At 66.2% G+C, this 20,207-nt stretch carries 21 protein-coding genes; 20 read left to right on the forward strand and 1 reads right to left on the reverse strand.

The features are described 5' to 3' along the window. Positions 1–74: 74 nt before the first annotated feature. The 9 genes from rpoE (at position 75) to recO (ending at position 8,965) form a co-directional block, all read left to right on the forward strand. Positions 75–686: an RNA polymerase sigma factor RpoE gene (rpoE, locus tag ABD017_RS15105; RefSeq protein ID WP_343883597.1), complete on the forward strand. Its 612-nt coding sequence runs from the start codon at positions 75–77 to the stop codon at positions 684–686. Beyond that, positions 683–1,351, forward strand: coding sequence for a sigma-E factor negative regulatory protein (locus ABD017_RS15110; protein WP_343883598.1), 669 nt, complete (start codon positions 683–685; stop codon positions 1,349–1,351). Before rpoE ends, ABD017_RS15110 begins: the two co-directional genes overlap by 4 nt. A 146-nt stretch (positions 1,352–1,497) precedes the next feature. Further along, a complete protein-coding gene (locus tag ABD017_RS15115; RefSeq protein ID WP_343883599.1) occupies positions 1,498–2,955 on the forward strand; it encodes a DegQ family serine endoprotease in 1,458 nt (485 codons plus the stop codon). Positions 2,956–3,132: 177 nt separating this feature from the next. Beyond that, on the forward strand, positions 3,133–4,926 hold the full coding sequence (gene lepA, locus ABD017_RS15120; RefSeq protein ID WP_343883600.1) for a translation elongation factor 4: 1,794 nt from the start codon (positions 3,133–3,135) through the stop codon (positions 4,924–4,926). 102 nt (positions 4,927–5,028) lie between these two features. After that, positions 5,029–5,928, forward strand: coding sequence for a signal peptidase I (gene lepB / locus ABD017_RS15125; protein WP_343883601.1), 900 nt, complete (start codon positions 5,029–5,031; stop codon positions 5,926–5,928). A gap of 128 nt (positions 5,929–6,056) precedes the next feature. Further along, positions 6,057–6,443 (forward strand): DUF4845 domain-containing protein, encoded by a 387-nt coding sequence (locus ABD017_RS15130; protein WP_343883603.1) that lies wholly within the window; start codon positions 6,057–6,059, stop codon positions 6,441–6,443. 16 nt (positions 6,444–6,459) lie between these two features. Continuing rightward, complete coding sequence (gene rnc / locus ABD017_RS15135) at positions 6,460–7,119, forward strand: ribonuclease III (RefSeq protein WP_343883604.1); 660 nt, start codon at positions 6,460–6,462, stop codon at positions 7,117–7,119. 120 nt (positions 7,120–7,239) lie between these two features. Then, positions 7,240–8,166 (forward strand): GTPase Era, encoded by a 927-nt coding sequence (era, locus tag ABD017_RS15140; RefSeq protein ID WP_343883605.1) that lies wholly within the window; start codon positions 7,240–7,242, stop codon positions 8,164–8,166. Positions 8,167–8,254: 88 nt separating this feature from the next. Continuing rightward, the gene (gene recO / locus ABD017_RS15145; RefSeq protein ID WP_343883606.1) at positions 8,255–8,965 is read left to right on the forward strand and encodes a DNA repair protein RecO; all 711 of its coding nucleotides are present in this window, start codon (positions 8,255–8,257) and stop codon (positions 8,963–8,965) included. 9 nt (positions 8,966–8,974) lie between these two features. Here recO and ABD017_RS15150 read toward each other — a convergent pair whose 3' ends face one another. After that, complete coding sequence (locus ABD017_RS15150) at positions 8,975–9,706, reverse strand: response regulator (RefSeq protein WP_343883607.1); 732 nt, start codon at positions 9,704–9,706, stop codon at positions 8,975–8,977. Between the two features lie 45 nt (positions 9,707–9,751). Between ABD017_RS15150 and ABD017_RS15155 the strand changes: the two genes are divergently transcribed. The 11 genes from ABD017_RS15155 (at position 9,752) to ABD017_RS15205 (ending at position 19,577) form a co-directional block, all read left to right on the forward strand. Continuing rightward, entirely contained in the window at positions 9,752–11,776 is a 2,025-nt protein-coding gene (locus ABD017_RS15155) for an AsmA family protein (protein WP_343883608.1), read from the forward strand. A gap of 34 nt (positions 11,777–11,810) precedes the next feature. After that, the gene (locus tag ABD017_RS15160; protein WP_343883609.1) at positions 11,811–12,416 is read left to right on the forward strand and encodes a YdbL family probable chaperone protein; all 606 of its coding nucleotides are present in this window, start codon (positions 11,811–11,813) and stop codon (positions 12,414–12,416) included. Positions 12,417–12,482: 66 nt separating this feature from the next. Next, complete coding sequence (rlmD, locus tag ABD017_RS15165) at positions 12,483–13,820, forward strand: 23S rRNA (uracil(1939)-C(5))-methyltransferase RlmD (protein ID WP_343883610.1); 1,338 nt, start codon at positions 12,483–12,485, stop codon at positions 13,818–13,820. A 173-nt stretch (positions 13,821–13,993) separates the two neighbouring features. Continuing rightward, positions 13,994–14,515, forward strand: coding sequence for a CYTH domain-containing protein (locus ABD017_RS15170; protein ID WP_343883611.1), 522 nt, complete (start codon positions 13,994–13,996; stop codon positions 14,513–14,515). Continuing rightward, positions 14,509–15,513: a beta-N-acetylhexosaminidase gene (nagZ, locus tag ABD017_RS15175; protein ID WP_343883612.1), complete on the forward strand. Its 1,005-nt coding sequence runs from the start codon at positions 14,509–14,511 to the stop codon at positions 15,511–15,513. Before ABD017_RS15170 ends, nagZ begins: the two co-directional genes overlap by 7 nt. Before the next feature lie 71 nt (positions 15,514–15,584). Then, complete coding sequence (locus tag ABD017_RS15180; protein ID WP_343883613.1) at positions 15,585–16,139, forward strand: hypoxanthine-guanine phosphoribosyltransferase; 555 nt, start codon at positions 15,585–15,587, stop codon at positions 16,137–16,139. Positions 16,140–16,198: 59 nt separating this feature from the next. Further along, on the forward strand, positions 16,199–16,960 hold the full coding sequence (locus ABD017_RS15185) for an S-methyl-5'-thioinosine phosphorylase (RefSeq protein WP_343883614.1): 762 nt from the start codon (positions 16,199–16,201) through the stop codon (positions 16,958–16,960). A gap of 161 nt (positions 16,961–17,121) precedes the next feature. Beyond that, positions 17,122–17,331 carry a cold-shock protein gene (locus ABD017_RS15190; protein WP_343883615.1) on the forward strand — a complete coding sequence of 70 codons (210 nt, stop codon included), beginning with the start codon at positions 17,122–17,124 and terminating at the stop codon, positions 17,329–17,331. Between the two features lie 330 nt (positions 17,332–17,661). After that, positions 17,662–18,864: an enoyl-ACP reductase FabV gene (fabV, locus tag ABD017_RS15195; protein ID WP_343883616.1), complete on the forward strand. Its 1,203-nt coding sequence runs from the start codon at positions 17,662–17,664 to the stop codon at positions 18,862–18,864. Between the two features lie 105 nt (positions 18,865–18,969). Next, positions 18,970–19,284 (forward strand): type II toxin-antitoxin system RelE/ParE family toxin, encoded by a 315-nt coding sequence (locus ABD017_RS15200; protein WP_343883618.1) that lies wholly within the window; start codon positions 18,970–18,972, stop codon positions 19,282–19,284. Between the two features lie 2 nt (positions 19,285–19,286). Then, a complete protein-coding gene (locus ABD017_RS15205; protein ID WP_343883619.1) occupies positions 19,287–19,577 on the forward strand; it encodes a helix-turn-helix domain-containing protein in 291 nt (96 codons plus the stop codon). The last annotated feature ends 630 nt before the right edge of the window (positions 19,578–20,207 follow it).

Consider the following 20,207-nt stretch of genomic DNA (forward strand, 5'->3'; position numbering starts at 1 on the left):
CTGAACTTGTGCGGCGGGCGCCGGTCTGAGCTGCGCGTTCGGCTCCTACGGTTTCGCAGCGGATGACGGCATTGATGATGGATACGGCCCGCACGGGCGAAAACGAACTGGACCAGGCGCTGGTTGAACGTGTCCAGAAAGGGGACAAGACCGCCTTCGACCTGCTGGTGCGCAAGTACCAGCACAAGCTGATCGGGCTGGTGTCGCGCTACGTGCGCAGCCATGCCGAATGCGAGGACATCGCCCAGGAGACCTTCATCCGCGCCTGGCGCGCGATCGGATCGTTCCGCGGCGACAGCGCGTTCTATACCTGGCTGTACAAGATCGCGGTGAACACCGCCAAGAACCACCTGGTGGCCGCTGGCCGCCGGCCGCCCACCGACGATATCGATGCCGACGATGCAGTGTTCATGGCCGGCTCCCAGCGCATGCACGACAACGCCACGCCCGAACGCGAAATGATGCGCCAGGAAATTGAACAATCGGTGTTCTCCACTGTCCAAGCGTTGCCCGAAGAACTGCGCACCGCCATAACGTTGCGTGAAGTGGACGGCCTCAGCTACGACGAAATCGCCGAGGCCATGGGCTGTCCGATCGGTACCGTGCGGTCACGCATCTTTCGGGCACGTGAAGCGATCGACGAAAAACTGCGGCCACTGTTGTCGGACCGCGAGGACCAGACATGAATCAGGCAGGCGTGAACCCGGAAAACCGCGAGCAACTCTCGGCCGCCATCGATGGCGAATTGTCGGCGCAGGAGCTGCGTTTCCTGCTGCGCCGCCTCGACCATGACGCCGCGTTGGCGCAGACGTGGTCGCGCTATCAGCTGGCCGGAGATGGTGTGCGCCGGCAGGTTCCGCCGCTGGCGTCGGCCGATTTCGCCGCGCGGGTCATGCGGGCCATCGAGCGCGAGTCGGCGGCGGGTTCGTCGGCGTCGGCGCCGGCTACACGCCGTCACTGGTTGCGCTGGTCGGCCGGCGGAGCCATTGCCGCCAGTGTGGCGGTGGCCGCGCTGTTGCTGGTTCAGCCGGCCGGAGAAACCGGCCGCATCGAAACCGCGGCCGTCGATGCGCCAGGCGCGGGCACGCCGGCCGCTCCCGCCGCGCCGTCGCCCTCGGCGGTGCCGGCCACGGTTCCGCCGTGGCTGAGCGGCAACTCGGCCGAGCTGTACAGCCAGCGCGCCTCGGCCACGCTGGGCGTGCCTGGCGGCGGCAACCTGGTGCCGTATGCCCGCGACGGCATGCCCATGCATCGCTACCGCACGCTCGACAATCACGACGGCAGCTATCTCCTGCTGCTCGACCCGCAGCAGCAGCGCGACACGGCCAACAACCGCGCGTTCCCGCGGTAGCTGCACTGCCGCCCGCGTGTCGATTGCCGCGGGCGTTGCGTTTTTCACGCGTCGCCGACGGGTAATCCGGCCGATGCGGTTGCTGGCGACCGGTCATGGCCTGGCCGGTCGCGTATCCAGCGGTTTGCCACCCCCAAGGAGGAATCATGAATCGATCCATCTTGCGCATCGTCGCGTGCCTCGCGTTGAGCGGCTTGCCCGCGCTGTTCGCGGTGCAGGCGCAACCGGCCGCTGCCGCCGGCCTGCCTGATTTCACCGGCATCGTCGAGAGGAATGCGCCGGCGGTGGTGCACGTCGAGGCGAAGTACACCGGCGCGAACGATCGCCGCCGCGGCATGATGCCGGGGCCGGGCCAGGCCGATGATCCGCAGGCCGAGCTGTTCCGGCGCTTCTTCGGCATGCCGATGATGCCTTCGCCGCAGGAGCAGCAGCGCACCTCGCTGGGGTCGGGCTTCATCATTTCCGGCGACGGCTACATTCTCACCAACAACCATGTGGTCGAAGGCGCGGACAAGGTCAGCGTGCGGCTGCAGGACCGGCGCACCTTGACCGCCAAGGTCGTCGGCACCGACCCGACCTATGACATCGCGTTGCTGAAGGTCGATGCGGGCAGCAAGCTGCCGGCGGTGAGCATCGGCGACTCGCGCGCGTTGAAACCCGGTCAGTGGGTGCTGGCGATCGGCTCGCCGTTCGGCTTCGACTACACCGTGACCCAGGGCATCGTTAGCGCGGTGGGACGCAACCTGGGCCAGCGCGACCAGCCCTATACCTCGTTCATCCAGACCGACGTGCCGATCAATCGCGGCAATTCGGGCGGCCCGCTGTTCAATCTGGATGGCGCCGTCGTGGGCGTCAACTCGCAGATCTATTCCAACACCGGCGATTACCTCGGCGTGTCGTTCTCGATCCCCATCGACGTGGCGATGAACGCGGTGCAGCAGATCAAGACCAAGGGCTACGTGTCGCGCGGCATGCTGGGCGTGATGGTGCAGCCGGTCGACGACGACATGGTCAAGGCGTTCAAGCTGGACAATGGCGTTGGCGCGGCGGTGGCCGCGGTCACGCCTGGAAGCGGCGCCGAGAAGGCCGGTGTGCAGCCGGGCGACATCATCCTGGCGTACAACGGCCATGTCTTGCAGCAGGCGGCCGACCTTCCGCCGCTGGTGGGCATGACCAAGCCGGGCACGACGGTGCCGATGGAGATCCTGCGCAACGGCAAGAAACAGACGCTGCAGGTGACCATCAGCGAAGCCGAACGCGACAAGAGCGCAGCAGGCGTGGGCGGCAGCGGTACGTCGTCCCCGCGCACCGGCTCGGCCGCGCTGGGGCTGACCGTGCAGCCGCTTGACAACGACACCCGCGACCAGCTGGGCCTGAAGAAGGGGCAGGGCGTGGTGATTGGTGAGATCACCGGGCCGGTGGCAGCCCAGGCGGGCTTGCGCGCGGGCGACGTGATCCTGATGGTGAACCAGAAGCGCATCGGTACCGTCGACGAGTTCAAGGAAGCCACCAAGGACATGAAGCCGGGGAGCACCGCCCTGTTGCTGGTGCGCCGCGGGGAACAGAGCAGCTTCATCGGGTTGACCATACCGGACGGCAAATAACGCCTTTCCCCGGTTGCGCGCACGGGCGCCATCGCACAGGTGGCGCCCGTGGCGTTTTCGCACAATGGCGTGCGCCGGTTCCATGCGATAATGCCGGGTTCGCGCCGCCATACCGGCAGCGCGCGCCTGCGCTCCCCGCATGGCGACCATCCCCGTTCGGCAGGCCAGCAGCGCTCCATGGAATTGATCCGCAACTTCTCCATCATTGCCCACATCGATCACGGCAAGTCGACGCTGGCCGATCGCATCATCCATCTCTGTGGCGGCCTGGCCGACCGCGAGATGGAAGCCCAGGTGCTGGACAACAACCCGATCGAGCGCGAACGCGGCATCACCATCAAGGCGCAGTCGGTGTCGCTGCCGTACAGGGCGCGGGACGGGAAAACCTACCAGCTCAATTTCATCGACACGCCCGGGCACGTCGATTTCTCCTACGAGGTCAGCCGCTCGCTGGCCGCCTGCGAGGGCGCGCTGCTGGTGGTGGATGCGGCGCAGGGCGTGGAGGCGCAGTCGGTGGCCAACTGCTACACCGCGGTGGAGCAGGGGCTGGAGGTGATCCCGGTGCTGAACAAGATCGACCTGCCCACGGCCGACGTGGAAAAGGTGAAGGGCGAGATCGAGGCGGTCATCGGCATCGACGCCACCGATGCGGTGGCGGTAAGCGCCAAGACCGGCCTCAACGTGGTGGAGGTGCTGGAGGCGATCGTTGCCCGCATCCCGCCGCCGAAGCCGCGCGATACCGACCGGCTGCAGGCGTTGATCATCGATTCCTGGTTCGACAACTATCTGGGCGTGGTGTCGCTGGTGCGCGTGATGCAGGGCGAGATCAAGCCCGGCGACAAGCTGCTGGTGATGTCCACCGGCCGTACCCACGAGGTGGGCGAGGTGGGTGTCTTCACGCCCAAGCGCAAGAAGCTGGCGAAGCTGGGCGCCGGCGAAGTGGGCTGGATCAACGCCTCGATCAAGGACGTGCATGGCGCGCCGGTGGGCGACACGCTGACCCACGCCGGCAAGCCCGCCGATAAGGCGCTGCCCGGCTTCCAGCACATGCAGCCGCGCGTGTTCGCCGGCCTGTTTCCGGTGTCCTCGGACGATTACCCCGCGCTGCGCGAGGCACTGGACAAGCTGCGCCTGAACGATGCGGCGATGTTCTTCGAGCCCGAATCGTCCGAGGCGATGGGCTTCGGCTTCCGCTGCGGCTTCCTGGGCATGCTGCACATGGAGATCGTGCAGGAGCGGCTGGAGCGCGAATACGACCTGGACCTCATCACCACCGCGCCCACCGTGGTGTACGAGGTGCTGAAAAGCGACGGCAGCACCATGTTGTTGGACAACCCGGCCAAGCTGCCCACCAACACCAGCCTGGTGCAGGAGATCCGCGAGCCGATCATCGTGGCCAACATCCTCACGCCCGAGGACTACATCGGCAACATCATCAAGCTGTGCGAGGAGAAGCGCGGCGTGCAGCGCTCGATCCAGTACCTGGCCACCCAGGTGCAGATCAGCTACGAGCTGCCGCTGGCCGAGGTGGTGCTGGATTTCTTCGACCGGCTGAAATCCGTCTCGCGCGGCTACGCCTCGATGGACTACCAGTTCGAGCGATTCGAGGCCGGCCCCTTCGTGCGCACCGACGTGCTGATCAATGGCGAACGGGTGGATGCATTGAGCCTGATCCTGCATCGCAGCCACGCCGACCGCAAAGGTCGCGAGCTGGTCGAGCGCATGAAGGACCTGATCCCGCGCCAGCAGTTCGACGTGGCGATCCAGGCTGCCATCGGCGCGCAGATCATCGCGCGTTCCACCGTCAAGGCGCTGCGCAAGAACGTGCTGGCCAAATGCTACGGCGGCGACGTCAGCCGCAAGAAGAAATTGCTGGAAAAGCAGAAAGAAGGCAAAAAGCGCATGAAGCAGGTCGGGCGGGTGGACATCCCGCAGGAAGCTTTCCTTGCCGTGCTGAAAGTGGATAAATAGTTTTGGTCGGGAATGGAGAATCGGGAATCGGGAATCGCACGGGCTTGCCGCTCCGATTCCCGATTCCCGATTCCCGATTCCCGGCTCCTCAAGGAGCCCCACATGGAATTTGATTTTTCGGCGATCCTGCTCGGCCTTACCGTGCTGTTTGGCGTGGTGTGGGGGCTGGACCGGCTGTTTCTGTACAAGCAGCGCAAGGCGCGGCTCGATGCGGCGGGCACGGAATACAGCGACCCGGTGCCGGTGGACTGGGCGCGTTCGCTGTTTCCGGTGGTGCTGGTGGTGCTGCTGCTGCGCACGTTCGTGGCCGAGCCGTTCCGCATTCCCTCAGGCTCGATGATGCCGACGCTCGACGTGGGCGATTTCATCCTGGTCAACAAGTTCGCCTATGGCCTGCGCCTGCCTGCGTTCAACAACAAGGTGGTGGACCTGGGCGAACCCAGGCGCGGTGACGTGGTGGTGTTCCGCTTTCCCGGCTTTCTCTGCAGGGACGGCGCCGGCAAGCTGGTCCGCAGTGGCGATCCGAGCTGCAGCGACCCGCATGCGAAGGTCCCCAGCCAGAACTGGATCAAGCGCGTGGTGGGCCTGCCCGGCGATTCCATCGAAGTGCATGGCGCCGAGTTGCTGATCAACGGCAAGCCGGTGCAGGCCGAGGAGATCGGGCCGTACCAGGGCAACCCGCAGCGCGTGGAAGACCGCCTGATGCTGGACATGGGCGCCACCGTCTGGAAGGAGCACCTGGGCAAGGTCACCCACATGATCGCCCGCATGCCGGCGTACAACATCCCCAACCCGATACCCAACGCCAAGGTGCCGTCGAAGGTGCCGGAGGGTTGCTACATCGTGATGGGCGACAATCGCAACAACAGCGAAGACAGCCGCTGGTGGGGCTGCATGCCGGAGAAGAACCTGGCCGGCAAGGCCTTCCTGATCTGGATGAGCTGGAAGGGCTGGGGTACCGGCGGGGTCGATTTTTCCCGTATCGGCACGGTCATTCATTGACAGGTTGCCCGGATGCGGGCGTCCCATTGGTGCGAGAATTTGCCGGCATCGTCGATGCTGGCGGCATCGGCGGTTCGGCAGTGCATATCGGGCGGGTCACGCCGCGCAGGCGGCATAGCGAGGGGACTATGAAATCGAGGCAATCGGGCATCACCCTGATCGGGTTCCTGGTCATTCTGGCCCTGGTGGGCTTTCTGGGTTACATGGCGATGCGGCTGGCGCCGTCGTACAGCGAATACATGGGCGTGGAAAAGGCGATGACGCAGATCGCCACCTCCGGCGTCGACGGCAAGTCGCTGGATGACCTGCGTCGCGACCTGATCTTCAAGATGAACTTCCAGTACGTCGACGACGCCACCATCCAGCCGGCGGACATCACCCTGGTGCGCGACCGCGAGGGCGGCTCGACCCAGTTGCGGGTCGCCTACGACAAGGTCGTGCCGTTCATGTACAACATCGATTTCCTGCTGCACTTCGACAAGAGCGTGCCGCTGCAGGGCAATCCGAGCCAGTAATCGATCAGGGCCTCTCTTGCCATTCAACTACCGTTTCCGCGATCGCTCGCTGGCCGAACTGGCGCTGACCCATCGCAGCATGGGCAAGCCCAACAACGAGCGCCTGGAATTCCTGGGCGACGCGCTGCTGGGGGCGATCGTCGCCGAGATGCTGTTCGAGGCGCACCCCAAGGCCAGCGAGGGCGAGCTGTCGCGGCTGCGCGCGCAACTGGTCAGTGGCCAGGCGCTGGCCACGGTGGCGCGCGAGCTGTCGCTGGGCGACGAGCTGAAGCTGGGCACCGGCGAGCTGAAGACGGGCGGCTTCCGCCGCGATTCCATCCTGGCCGACGCGTTCGAGGCGATGGTGGCGGCGGTATACATGGATGGCGGCTTCGAGGTTTGCCGCGAAACCGTGCGCAGCCTTTTCGGCGAGCGCATCGCGGCCCTGCGCCGCTCGTCCAAGGACGCCAAGACGCGCCTGCAGGAATGGTTGCAGGCCGGCGGCTGGCCGCTGCCACACTACGAGCTGGTCGCCAGCCATGGCGAAGACCACGCCAAGACCTTCGATATCCGCTGCAGCGTCAGCGAGCCGCTGGCGCTGGTTGCCGAAACCACCGGTGCCAGCCGCCGCGGTGCCGAGCAGGACGCCGCCGAGATCGTGCTGGCGCAGTTGCTGGATGCACAGCGCACCGCCTGATCCGCGGCCTTCGGCGCCCCCGAGAATCCGCGATGCCGCCGCACTACCGGGCGGCGTGACTGCCATTGCCCCCGGCGGCGAGGCACTACACTTGCCATCCATCTTGCCGAGCACTCTGCCATGAACGAACTGGAACCCGTCGCCGCGCTGCCACACGAGGATTACCGCTGCGGCACGGTGGCCCTGGCCGGTCGCCCCAACGTGGGCAAGTCCACCCTGCTCAACGCGCTGATCGGCTTTCGCCTGTCCATCATCAGCCCGCGCCCGCAGACCACACGGCACCGCATCCTGGGCATCAACACCACCGACGCCGGCCAGATCATGTACGTGGACACGCCCGGCCTGCATCGCGGTGCCAAGCGCGCCATGAACCGCAGCCTGAACCGCGCCGCGCGCTCGGCGATCAGCGACGTCGACCTGGTGGTGCAGCTGATCGAGGCCGGTCGCTGGACCGACGAGGACGAGGCGCTGTACGCCGCGCTGGTCGAGCAGGCCACACCGCGCCTGCTGGTGGTCAACAAGGTCGACCTCAACAAGGACAAGACCGTGATGCTGCCGTTCGTGGCCAACCTGGTGGCCACGCACAGCTATGATGAAATCCATTACGTCAGCGCGCTGAAGGCGCAGGGTCTGAAGGAGCTGGAGCAGGCTATCCTGAAACGCCTGCCGATCCAGCCGCCGGTGTATGGCGAGGACGAGGTCACCGACCGCAGCGAGCGCTTCCTGGCCGCCGAAATGGTGCGCGAGCAATTGATGCTGCGGCTGGACCAGGAATTGCCGTACGCCACCACGGTGGAGATCGAACGCTTCGAGGACCGCCCCGACGGCATCGCCGAAATCCACGCCATCATCTGGGTCGAGCGTGATGGCCAGAAGGCGATCGTCATCGGCAACGGCGGCGCCCAGCTCAAGGCCATCGGCAGCAGCGCCCGCCGCCACATGGAGCGCATGTTCGAACGCAAGGTGTTCCTGAAACTGTGGGTGAAAGTGCGCGAAGGCTGGGTCGACGACGACAACATGCTGCGCAGGTTCGGGTATACCGATTGAAGCCGGGATTCGGGAATGGAGAATCGGGAATCGTTAGAGCACAGCTTTTCCTATTCCCCATTCCTCATTCCCGATTGCCCCCAAAGCCATGCGCCTCGACCAGCAACCCGCCTATGTCCTGCATTCGCGCCCGTACCGGGAGACGTCGCTCTTGCTGGAATGCCTGACCCGCGACCAAGGGCGGTTGGGTGTGGTGGCGCGTGGCGTGCGGGGGGAGAAGGCGCGCTTGCGGCGGGCGCAACTGGAACCGTTCCAGCCGCTGGCGGTGGGGTTGCTGCTGCGTGGCGAGCTGGCCACGCTGACGTCGGTGGAAACCACGGCCGCGCCGCTGCGCCTGGTCGGCAACGCCGGCCTGGCCGGGCTTTATCTCAACGAGCTGGTGGTGCGCCTAAGCGAGCGGCAGGATCCATCGGGCGCGCTGTTCGATGCCTACGCGCTGGCGCTGCAGCGGCTGGCCACGGATGAGCCGCTGGCCTGGAGCCTGCGCCGGTTCGAACGCGATCTGCTGCAGGCGATGGGTTACGCCCTGCAGCTGGAGCACGATGCCGAAACCGGCGAGCCGCTGGAGCCGCAGGCCCATTACGAATACCGCGTCGAACACGGCGCGGTGGCCTGCCTACCGGGCCGCAGGCAGGTCTTGCGTGGCAGCGATCTGCTGGCACTGGCACACGACCGCATGCCGGACGACGAAGGGCTGAAGGCGCTGCGCGGGATGATGCGCGAGGTGATCCGCTTTCATCTCGGGGGCGGCGAATTGCGCGCCTGGCGGGTGCTCGGCGGCGCCACGGCGTGGCGCTGATCGCCGGTATCAGGCATCCAGTGCCTGCAAGGTGGCATCCAGCGCCAGGTTGAAGCGTTGCAGGCTCGGCGCGATGTCGGCGGGAACGTGGTTGAGCGCTTGCTGTAGCGCCATGGTGGCGGTCGACAGCATGGTGGCGCCGCAAAAACCACAGGATGACCGCAACCGGTGCAACCGCTCGGCGAGCGCGGCGTGGTCTGTGTCCATGCGCGCAAGATCGCGCTTGAGCAGCTCCAGTTCGCTCCGCAACAGCCCCCGCAGCGCCTGCATGGTGACCGGGTCGCCGCTGGCCAGCACGCCGGCCTGATCGTCGAGCGGCGCGGTGGCGTGCCCAACCCATCCCAGCAGTCGCTGCAGGTCCGCCAGCGTGCAGGGCTTGACCAGCACGTCGCTGAAGCCCGCCGCCAGCAAGGCCGAACGTTCGGCAGGCGCCATCTCGGCACTGCTTGCCACTGCGATGCCGCGCCGCGAGCGCGCCTGCTCGTCCGCGCGCAGCGTCGAGAGGATCTGCAGCGCGCCGGCGCCGGGCATGCGGCAATCCAGCAACAGCAGGTCGAACGCCTGGCCACGCGCCAGCGCCAGCGCCTCGATACCGTCGGCGCAGGTGACCACCCGGGCATCCAGCCGGTGCAGGCCGTCCGCCAGAAAACGGCGGCTGGCCGGGTCGTCGTCCGCCACCAGCACGTGCACGCCGGTGGCGTGGATGTGGGGAGAAGACGGCACGGTGACGTTGGCGGGCATGACGAAATCCATATCGTTCAGCTGAGTTTGGCAGAATGGCCCGACATGCGTTTTCCATCAAGCCATCTGCTGCTGGGTTCTTGCCTGCTGTTGCTGTGCGGCGGCTGGATGGCGCCTGCGCGCGCGGATGTGGTTTTTGCGGCGCGCTCCATCAGCGTGCCCGGGGTGAAGCTGTCGACCGTCACGGTGCATCTAGGTGATCGCGCCGATGGCGGCATCCATCTGCAATTGAGCGCGAAGCAGGCCGATGTGGCGGCCATGGGCTGGCGCAAGGTGGGGCTGTCGCTGGAGGGTGACCTGCAGCGCGATGCGCGCATGCGCTGGATACTGGATGGCCAGTTGCAATTGCGTGGCGCCCCTGGCGGCGCGCTGGGCGATGCCACGCTGCGGCTGGTGACCAGCGAGACCACCAACACGCTGCAGATCGACATCGAGCAGGGCAAGGCCACGGCCAGCGCCGCGCTGCCGCTGGATCAACCCACCCACGCGCAGATCACGCTCACCCAGTTGCCCGCCACCTGGCTGCAGGGTTTGCTGGGCACCGTGTGGTCGGGGCGTCCCACCGGCGGCCGGCTGGATGCCGAGCTGGCGCTGGATGTGCGCGACAACGGCCTGCAGTCGTCCGGCCAGTTCAGCCTTGCCGGCGTGGGTTTCGATACGCCCGCCGGCACGCTGGCCGGCGAGCGCCTGGGCGGTTCGGGACGGTTCGGGCTGGACACGACGACGGTGCCCTCGCGCATCGACCTGGACGCCACCCTGCGCGGCGGCGAATTGTTGCTGGGCCCGATCTACGCCAGCCTGCCGGATCACCCGGTGCAGCTGGGATTGAACGCCACCGCCCAACAAGGCGCCTTCGCCCTTGAACACCTGCGCGTGAACGACGCCGATGCCTTGCAGCTTGAGGGTGCGCTGGCGTTCGATGCGAAAGGCGAGTTGAAGCAGCTCAGGCTCGACCGGCTGCATGCGGCATTTCCGGCGGCCTACGAACGCTATGGCCGCGCCTGGCTGGCCACGCTGGGTCTGCGCGACGTGCGCTTGAACGGGCAGTTGAACGCCAGCGTGGACATGCGCGCGAACGGCTTGCGCGCGTTCGCGTTCACCACCGATGGTCTGGACCTGGCCGAGGCCGATGGCCGCATCGCGGTGACCGACCTGCGCGGCGGGCTGGACTGGGCCGCTGCGGACGATCGTCCCGCCACCACGCTGCAATGGAAGGGGCTGCAGTTCTATCGATTGCCGATCGGTGGCACGTCCTCGCGCTGGCAAAGCCGCAACGGTGCGCTGGCGCTGCAGCAGCCGGTCGACATGAGTCTGCTGCAAGGGCGCCTGCACCTGGGCGAGTTGAGCTGGCGCCCGGCTGCGGCCAGCGGGCAGCGCCTGTCCACCGCGCTCAACGTCACCGGGGTCGACATGGCGGCTTTCAGCCAGGCCATGGGCTGGCCCAGGTTCCCCGGCACGCTGGGCGGGGCGATCCCGTCGCTGAAGTGGGTGGATGACCGGATCGAGCTTGCCGGCGGCTTGTCGGTAAACCTGTTTGGCGGTTTTGCGGACATCACCGAGCTTTCGCTGCAGCAGCCGTTTGGCGACAGCCCGGTGCTCGCCGCCGACATCAAGCTGAGCAAGCTCGATCTCGGTGCGATCACCAGCGTTTTCGATTTCGGCAGCATCACCGGCACGCTCGACGGCTCGATCGACGATCTGCGCCTGGTGAACTGGCAGCCGGTGGCGTTCAAGGCGCGGTTGCTGGCCGACGAGGGCGGTCGCATCAGCCAGCGCGCGGTGAACAACCTCACCTCCGTCGGTGGCGGCGGCATCGCCGCGGGCCTGCAGGGCGCCATGCTCAAGCTGTTCAAGACGTTCGGCTACAAGCGCATCGGCCTCAACTGCACCTTGCAGGGTTCGGTGTGCAGGATGAGCGGCCTCGAGCGCGAGCAGGATGGCTACACTATCGTCGAAGGCAGCGGCTTGCCGCGGCTGCAGGTGATCGGCCACCAGACCGAGGTCGACTGGCCCACCCTGGTTCGACGCCTGCAGGAGGCGGTCGCGGGCAATGCCCCGGAAATCCGCTGATTTTCCCCCACACATCCCCAACCGGAGTTGCCGCATGCGCAAGCTCGTCTACCTGATCCTCACCACGATGACCGTGGCGCTCGTCGGTTGCGTCACCATCAACGTGTACTTCCCCGAAGCGGCGGCGCAGAAGGCGGCTGACCAGTTCATCGGCAACGTGCTCGACAGCAACGCCAAGCCGCCCGCCGAGCCGAAGAAGGAAAACCCGCCGCCCAGCGATCACCGCCCACGGCCGTCGGCGATGTTGCTGGACCTGCTGATTCCCGCGGCCTACGCCGCCGATACGCCCGACCTGCGCATCCAGAACGCCACGACCGAAGCCATCCGTGGGCGCATGAGCGCACGCGTGAACGGCGCGCTGGGCAGCCTGCTCGACAGCGGCGCCGTGGGCTTCACCAACGACGGCCTGGTGGCGATGCGCGACAGCACCAAGGTGCCGCTGAGCCAGCGCGCGCAGGCGAATGCCACGGTGGCCGACGAGAACCGCGATCGCAACGAGCTGTACCGCGAGATCGCACAGGCCAACGGCCACCCGGAATGGCAGGCGCAGATCCGCGCCACGTTTGCCAAGGGCTGGATCAAACATGCGCATGCGGGCTGGTACTACCAAAACGCCGCCGGCACCTGGCAGCAGAAGTAACCGCCGCGGCCGGTGCCGCCGATCTGAGATAATCGGCGGCCAACCGCTGCGGCCCGATGCTTCTTCATGTCCCGATCCAACTCCGTACCTGCCACGCCCTTCGAAGCCACCATCACCGACCTCGGCCACGACGGCCGTGGCGTCGCCCGCATCGATGGCAAGGCATTGTTCGTCAGTGGCGCCTTGCTGGGCGAGCGGGTGATGGCGCGCCTGCGCAAGCGGCATCGTCATTTCGACGAGGCCGAAGTGGTGGAGGTGATCGAACCCTCGCCACATCGGGTCGAGCCGCGTTGCCGGCATTTCGCCGAGTGCAGCGGTTGCTCCCTGCAGCACCTGGACGCCGAGGCGCAGATAGCGGCCAAGCAGCGCGTGCTGGCGGAAAACTTCGAGCGCATCGGCAAGGTCGCGCCAGCGCAGTGGTTGCCGCCGCTCACAGGCGAGCCCTGGGCCTACCGCCGCAAGGGCCGCCTGTCGGTGCGCCACGTGCTGAAGAAGGGGCGCGTACTGGTGGGCTTCCGCGAGGAGACCAACCCGCGTTTCGTGGCCGACATCCAGCAATGCGAAGTGCTTCACCCGGCGATCGGCCCAAGGATCGGTCTGCTCGCCGAACTGGTCAACGGCCTGGACGCGGTGGACGCCATCGCGCAGATCGAGTTCGCCGGCGGCGACGACACCATGGCGCTGGTCTTCCGCCACCTGCAACCGCTGGGCGAGGCCGACCTGGCGGCGCTGACGGCGTTCGGCCAGAAGCACGCCTTGGCCATCTACCTGCAGCCGGGCAATAACTCCAGCGTGCATCCCCTGTGGCCGGCGCAGCCGCGGCTGGCGTTTCGCATCGCCAGCGACGACGCGCGCTTTGCCGATGTGGAGCTGGAGTTCGAACCGCTGGATTTCGTGCAGGTCAACGCCAACATGAACCAGCGCATGGTGGCGCACGCGATGGCGCTGCTCGATCCGCAGCCCACCGACCGCGTGCTGGACCTGTTCTGCGGCCTGGGCAACTTCACCTTGCCGATCGCCCGCCGCGTGGCCGAGGTGGTGGGCGTGGAGGGCGAGCATGGCCTGGTGCAACGGGCCGCGCAGAACGCCGCACGCAACGGCATCGACAACGCGCGCTTCCACGTCGCCAACCTGTTCGAGGACCAGCGCACCAGCGACTGGGCGCGCACGCCGTGGGACAAGGTGCTGCTCGACCCGCCGCGCGCCGGCGCCGACCAACTGCTGGCGTATCTGCCGCACCGCCAGACACGCCGCGTGGTCTACGTCTCCTGCCATCCGGCCTCGCTGGCGCGCGACGCCGGCATCCTGGTGAACCAGCATGGCTTCACGCTGGCATCGGCAGGCGTGATGGACATGTTTCCGCACACGGCGCATGTGGAATCCATCGCCTTGTTCGAGCGGTGAGAGCGAGGGGTGAGTGGAGAGGAGTGAGAAGTGAGAAAAAGCCCTGTACGGTCCCGCTCACCGGCACTCCGCCATCCGCTCTGGCTTTTGCTCCAGCCCTCTCTCACTTCTCACTCCTCTGCACTCACTCCCCCAGTCGACCCACTCCGCACGCCACCACTAGCATCGACCCCATGCCGATCGAGATCGAACGCAAATTCCTTGTTGCCAACGACGCCTGGCGTGCCGCCGTCGAGCACAGCGAGCCGATGGCGCAAGGCTATCTGGTGGGTGCGCAGGCACTGCGCGATGGCAGCGCGCGGGCCTCGGTGCGTGCGCGGCTGGTGGGCGGGCAGGCGTGGCTCAACATCAAGGCCGCCACGCCCGGCATTGCGCGGGCCGAGTTCGACTATGCGATACCGGCCGACGATGCCCGCGCCTTGCTGGCTACCTTGTGCGATGGCGTGCTGGAGAAAACCCGTCATCATGTGCGCGTCGATGGCGTACTGTTCGAGATCGATGAATTCGAAGGCGACAATCGCGGCCTGGTCGTGGCCGAGGTGGAACTGCCGGCGGTCGACGCGCCGTTCCCACGGCCGCCATGGCTGGGCCGCGAGGTGAGCGCGCTGGTGCGCTATTACAACGTCAACCTGATCGCGCATCCGTACCGGCAATGGTCGCCGGCGGAGCGCGCTGCCGAGGATGCCGCATGCTGATGATCGGCGTGGCCGCGCTGGAACTGGCCGAGCATGAAAAGCGCTGGCTGAGCGAAGCGGGCGTGGCGGGCGTGCTGCTGTTTTCGCGCAACTACCAGTCGCGCGATCAGCTCTCGGCCTTGTGCGACGCGATCCGCGAGGCCGGCGGCGACGACACGCTGATCGCCGTGGACCAGGAGGGCGGCCCGGTCCAACGCCTCCGCGATGGCTTCACCCGGCTGCCGCCATTGTCGGCGATCGGCGAGCGCTACGCGCACGATCCGCACGAGGCGGTACGCCTGGCGGAGGAGCATGCCTGGGTGATGGCCAGCGAGCTGCGCGCCAGCGGCGTCGATTTCAGTTTCGCGCCGGTGGTGGATCTGGCACGCGGCAACGCGGCGATCGGGCTGCGCGCGTTCCATGCCGATCCGGCGGTCACCGCCGAGCTGGCGCAGGCCTATGTGCGCGGGATGCATCTGGCCGGCATGGCGGCGGTCATCAAGCATTTCCCCGGCCACGGTTCGGTGGCCGCCGACACGCACAAGACCGCGGCGATCGACCCGCGTCCGCTCGAGCGGATTCTGCGCGAGGACCTGCTGCCCTTCGCCGAATGCATCGAGGCGCGGGTGGAAGCGGTGATGATGGCGCACGTGACATATCCCGCCGTGGATGCGCAGCCGGCGGGCTACTCACGGGTCTGGATCGAGCGCATCTTGCGCGGTGAGCTGGGCTTTGCCGGCGTCGTCGTCAGCGACGACATCAGCATGGCCGCCGCCGGCGCGGCCGGTTCCGTGGGCGGGCGCGTGCAGGCGCATCTGGAGGCAGGCTGCGACCTGGTGCTGGCCTGTTTCCCCGACGTGGTCGACGAAGCCATCGCTGCGGTGCAGGGGCGGCAAACCGACCGCGCCGCGCTGTCCAGCCTGCGCGGTGCCATCGCCGCTGGTTGGGATGGGCTGATCGACAATCCGCAACGCGACCGCTTCGTGGCGCGCATCACCGCGTTGCACGACGAGCCGTGAAGGGGAAGCAGGAAATAGGAACCGTTGAAGCCAAGCCCGCCTGCCGCCCTGATGCCCCATGGAGACAACTTATGAGCCTTTCCGTACCGTCCCTTGCTGCCGCCCTGGCCGACGCCGAGCTGCTGTATGAGCGCGCCACGCTGGAAAGCGTGATCGCCGACATGGGGCGCCAGATCGACGTGGCGCTGGACGGCGAGCGTGCGGTGTTTCTCACCGTGATGAACGGTGCGCTGATCTTTGCCGGGCAACTGGCGCTGGCGATCCGCACCGACCTCGAATTCGACTACGTGCACGCCACGCGCTATCGCGGCGACACCGCCGGCAGCGAGTTGATGTGGCTGCGCGAGCCGCAGGTGCCGCTGCGCGACCGCGTGGTGCTGCTGGTGGACGACATTCTCGACGAGGGCCACACGCTGAAAGCCGTGCGCGACGACTGCTACCGGCGCGGCGCCAGGAAGGTGATGATCGCCAGCCTCAGCACCAAGCGGCACGATCGCCTGGTCGAGGGCATCGCCTCGGATTTCAACGGCGTCATGCTCCCTGACCGCTACGTTTTCGGCTACGGCATGGACTATCACGAACAAGGCCGCAACCTGCCGGGCATCTACGCGCTGCGCGACGCTTAGCTCCTCCCCCTGAAGCAGGGGGAGGGAGCACAACCACCCATCTCCACACGGACAACGCCATGCCCCACACCGACCACGCACCTATCGACCTGGCCGTCATCGGCGGCAGCGGGCTCTACCATTTTTCGGGGCTGGAGAACGCTACGCGCCATGCCGTGGAGACGCCGTACGGCGCCGCGTCCGGCGACGTGGTGATCGGTGATTTCGTGGGCCGGCGGGTGGCGTTCCTGGCCCGCCACGGTGAGTCCCACAACCTGCCGCCGCACCGCGTCAACTACCGCGCCAATGTGTGGGCCTTGCACAGCCTGGGCGCGCGGCGGGTGGTCGGCGTCAATGCGGTGGGCGGCATCCGCGCCGACATGGGGCCGCGGGCGATCGTGGTGCCCGACCAGCTGATCGACTACACGCACGGCCGCGCCACCAGCTATTGCGACGTCGAAGGCGCCGAGGTCAGGCACATCGATTTCAGCGAGCCGTACACCGAATCGTTGCGACAATCGCTGCTGCGGGCGGCGCGCAGGCGCGGCGTGCCGGTGATCGACGGTGGCTGCTACGGCGCCACCCAGGGGCCGCGGCTGGAAACCCGCGCCGAGATCGCACGCATGAAGCGCGATGGCTGCGACCTGGTCGGCATGACGGGCATGCCCGAGGCCGTGCTGGCACGCGAGCTGGGGCTGGACTATGCCTGCCTGGCGCTGGTAGCCAACCATGCGGCCGGCTGCGGCGACGAGGCCGAGATCAGCATCGAGGAAATCTTTGCCCACCTGGCGGCGGCCACGGCCGAGGTGCCCGGGTTGCTGTCCGCGCTGCTGGAAGATTGACGCTATGGCGTCCGCTCGATACGGACGGCCGAACGGCAGGTTGCGCTTTGCCCTCGAACCCGCTGATACTTTTCCCCGCACCGATGCGGGGAGCCGAAGGATACGGCGGTTCAGCGCACAGATCTGGTGCATCCAGCCCCTAGTTTGCAGAGGTCGACGCAATGAGTTTCGGTACGGTCAAGTGGTTCAACGACGCCAAGGGTTTCGGTTTCATCGCGCCCGAGGACGGTGGGGATGACGTATTCGTCCATTTTTCCGCGATCAATTCCAAGGGCTTTCGCAGCCTGCAGGAAGGCCAGCGCGTGCAGTTCGAAGTGACCCAGGGTCCGAAGGGCGCCCAGGCATCGGCCGTAGAGCCAGTCGCCGCCTGACCGGCAGGCGAGCGTTGTACAGCGAGATTGGAACCCCGCACCCGTGCGGGGTTTTTTTCTTTTCAGTCCCGACGCGAAAGACCAACGGCTTCAGCATGGCATCGCAACCGGAAGCGCAGGTGCGTGCATGGCGCTGGCCTGCTTTCGCCCATCCGTTCGCCCTGAGCGTAGCCGCGCAGCAGTGAAGTCGAAGGCACCGCCACGCAAAACGCTTCGGCGCTGCATTGCCTCCGCATCGTCACAGGGAGGCAAAACCAGTCCCTACGGCAGCGCACGGCCACCGTGCTTGGTTACTATGGCCCATTGCCAAACCACTGCTGGAGCCATCGCGTGATCATCAAGCCCAAAGTCCGCGGATTCATCTGCGTCACCGCTCATCCGGTCGGTTGCGAGCGCAACGTGCTCGAGCAGATCGCGATCACCCAGGCCGCGGGCCACGACAAGAGCAAGGGCCCGAAGCGCGTGCTGGTGATCGGCGCCTCCACCGGCTACGGCCTGGCCTCGCGCATCACCGCCGCGTTCGGCTACGGCGCCGCCTCACTGGGCGTGTTCTTCGAAAAGCCCAGCAGCCCCGACAAGACCGGCACCGCCGGCTGGTACAACGCCGCCGCGTTCGACAAGGCGGCCAAGGAGGCTGGCCTCTACGCCAAGTCGATCAATGCCGACGCCTTCGCCCATGAAACCCGCGCCAAGGCGATCGAGATCATCAAGAACGAAATGGGCGGCCCGATCGACCTCGTGGTCTATTCGCTGGCCTCCCCGGTGCGCAAGCTGCCGGACACCGGCGAAGTGGTGCGCTCGGCGCTCAAGACCATCGGCGAGCCTTTCCACAACACCTCGGTCGACACCAACAAGGACACCGTGATCGAGGCCACCGTGGAGCCGGCCACCGAGCAGGAGATCAAGGACACCGTCACCGTGATGGGCGGCGAGGACTGGGCATTGTGGATCGACGCGCTGTCCAAGGCCGGCGTGCTCGCCGATCACGCCAGGACCATCGCCTACAGCTACATCGGCACCGAAATCACCTGGCCCATGTACTGGCACGGCACGCTGGGCCAGGCCAAGCAGCACTTGGACAACACCGCCAAGCAGCTGCGCAGCCGCCACCCCGGCCTGGAAGCCTACGTGGGCGTGATGAAGTCCGTGGTCACCCAGGCCAGCGCCGCCATCCCGGTGATCCCGCTGTACGTCTCCATCGCCTTCAAGGTGATGAAGGAAAAAGGCATCCACGAAAACCCGATCGAACAAGCCAACCGCCTGTTCCACGATCGCCTCTACCGCGCCGACGGTGCCCCTGCTCCCACCGACGACGAAGGCCGCATCCGCCTGGACGACTGGGAACTGCGCGACGACGTCCAGGAACCCTGCAAGACCCTCTGGCCCACCGTCACCACCGAAAACCTGCGCGAAGTCACCGACTACGCGGGGTACAAGCACGAGTTCCTGAAACTGTTCGGGTTTGATCGCGACGACGTGGATTACGACGCCGACGTCGAGGCGGATCGGCGGTTTGATTGTGTGGAAGGGTGAGCGGCTGCCTTGGGTCGAGCACAGCACCAATACCCGCGCCCGCTTCGGCCCAATTTCGTGATGTACGCCATTGACGCATATGCGCCAATGGCGTAGCCTTCAACCATGGTCTTTGTTGAGACGCCGCTATTCACCAGCCAGATCAAGCTGCTGTTGAACGACGACGACTATGGAGTGTTCCAGCGTGCGCTTGCCGAGAATCCGCAAGCGGGCGATGTCATTCCGGGTACGGGTGGTCTGCGCAAGGTGAGGGTGGCGGCGAAAGGTCATGGCAAGAGCGGAGGTGCGCGGGTGATCTACTACCACTTCGTGTCCGCCTCGCGTATCGGTCTGCTGTTCGCCTATCCCAAGAACGAGCAGGTCAACCTGACGCCGGCACAAAAAACGGCACTCCGGAAAATCATCGAGCTGTGGAGGTAATCGTGGACGCCAAACATTTCGCCAGCCTCTTCGAAAGCGTGACGCAGATGGACGAGATCGTTCATGGCGTGCGTGAACCGTCGCGCGAATTCCATATCGATGCGATCGAAGTGGCGGATATCCGCAAGGCCACGGGTCTGTCCCAGGCCAAGTTCGCCACGCTCATTGACGTGCAAGTCGGTACCTTGCGGAATTGGGAGCAGGGCCGACGCGAGCCAACCGGGCCCGCCAAGGCCCTGCTGCGTGCGATCAGCAGGGATCCCAAGAACGTGCTTCAGGCGTTGGCTGGGTGAGCGGCTGAGGTTAGTCGCGCAGGGCGGCAATCGTGAGAGGCGCGACTTGGCCGAGGCCCATGTCCTTGGGCGCGAAGCCAACGCCGTGCTGGAGTTGAGCCCGACCTCGTTCCTCTCATCATGTGAGACCCCAGCCCATGAAACCCAGGTCAGCAGGCTCAATGGCTCTACATCCAGACTTCCCGGCGTCACCTTACGTCGTCTGAAAGTCATCGCAAAGCATGCGCCATCAATTCGAGCACGGATGACCGGTTCCGGAAGATCAGTTGCGTGGTGGTCTTCGGTTCTTTTCTCCGAAAAGTCCCCGTGCTCGGCGATTTGGATATCGGTGTGGCCCTCGATCCGAGCGATGAGCGGCGGCTTGAGCCCGCTGGGTTGGGTTTGGCGGAATGGCTTCGGAAGAGCAGTGCGCCTGATCGCCGGACGCACTCGGCGCTCCGTCTTCGAAAGCCGCAGTACATCAGCATCCACAAATACGACGAAGTCATTAAATTGAAGACACCGTATGGCGTGGTATTTGGCAAGGAGCCAGGCAGATAATCTGGTAGCGTGGGCAGGATTTGAACCTGCGATTTTCCGCGCGCAGCGGGTTAGAGGAAGGTGTCAAGCACGAACGCAAGAACGGGGTCA

It is taken from the genome of Rhodanobacter caeni, from assembly GCF_039523575.1.
Lineage (GTDB): Bacteria > Pseudomonadota > Gammaproteobacteria > Xanthomonadales > Rhodanobacteraceae > Rhodanobacter > Rhodanobacter caeni.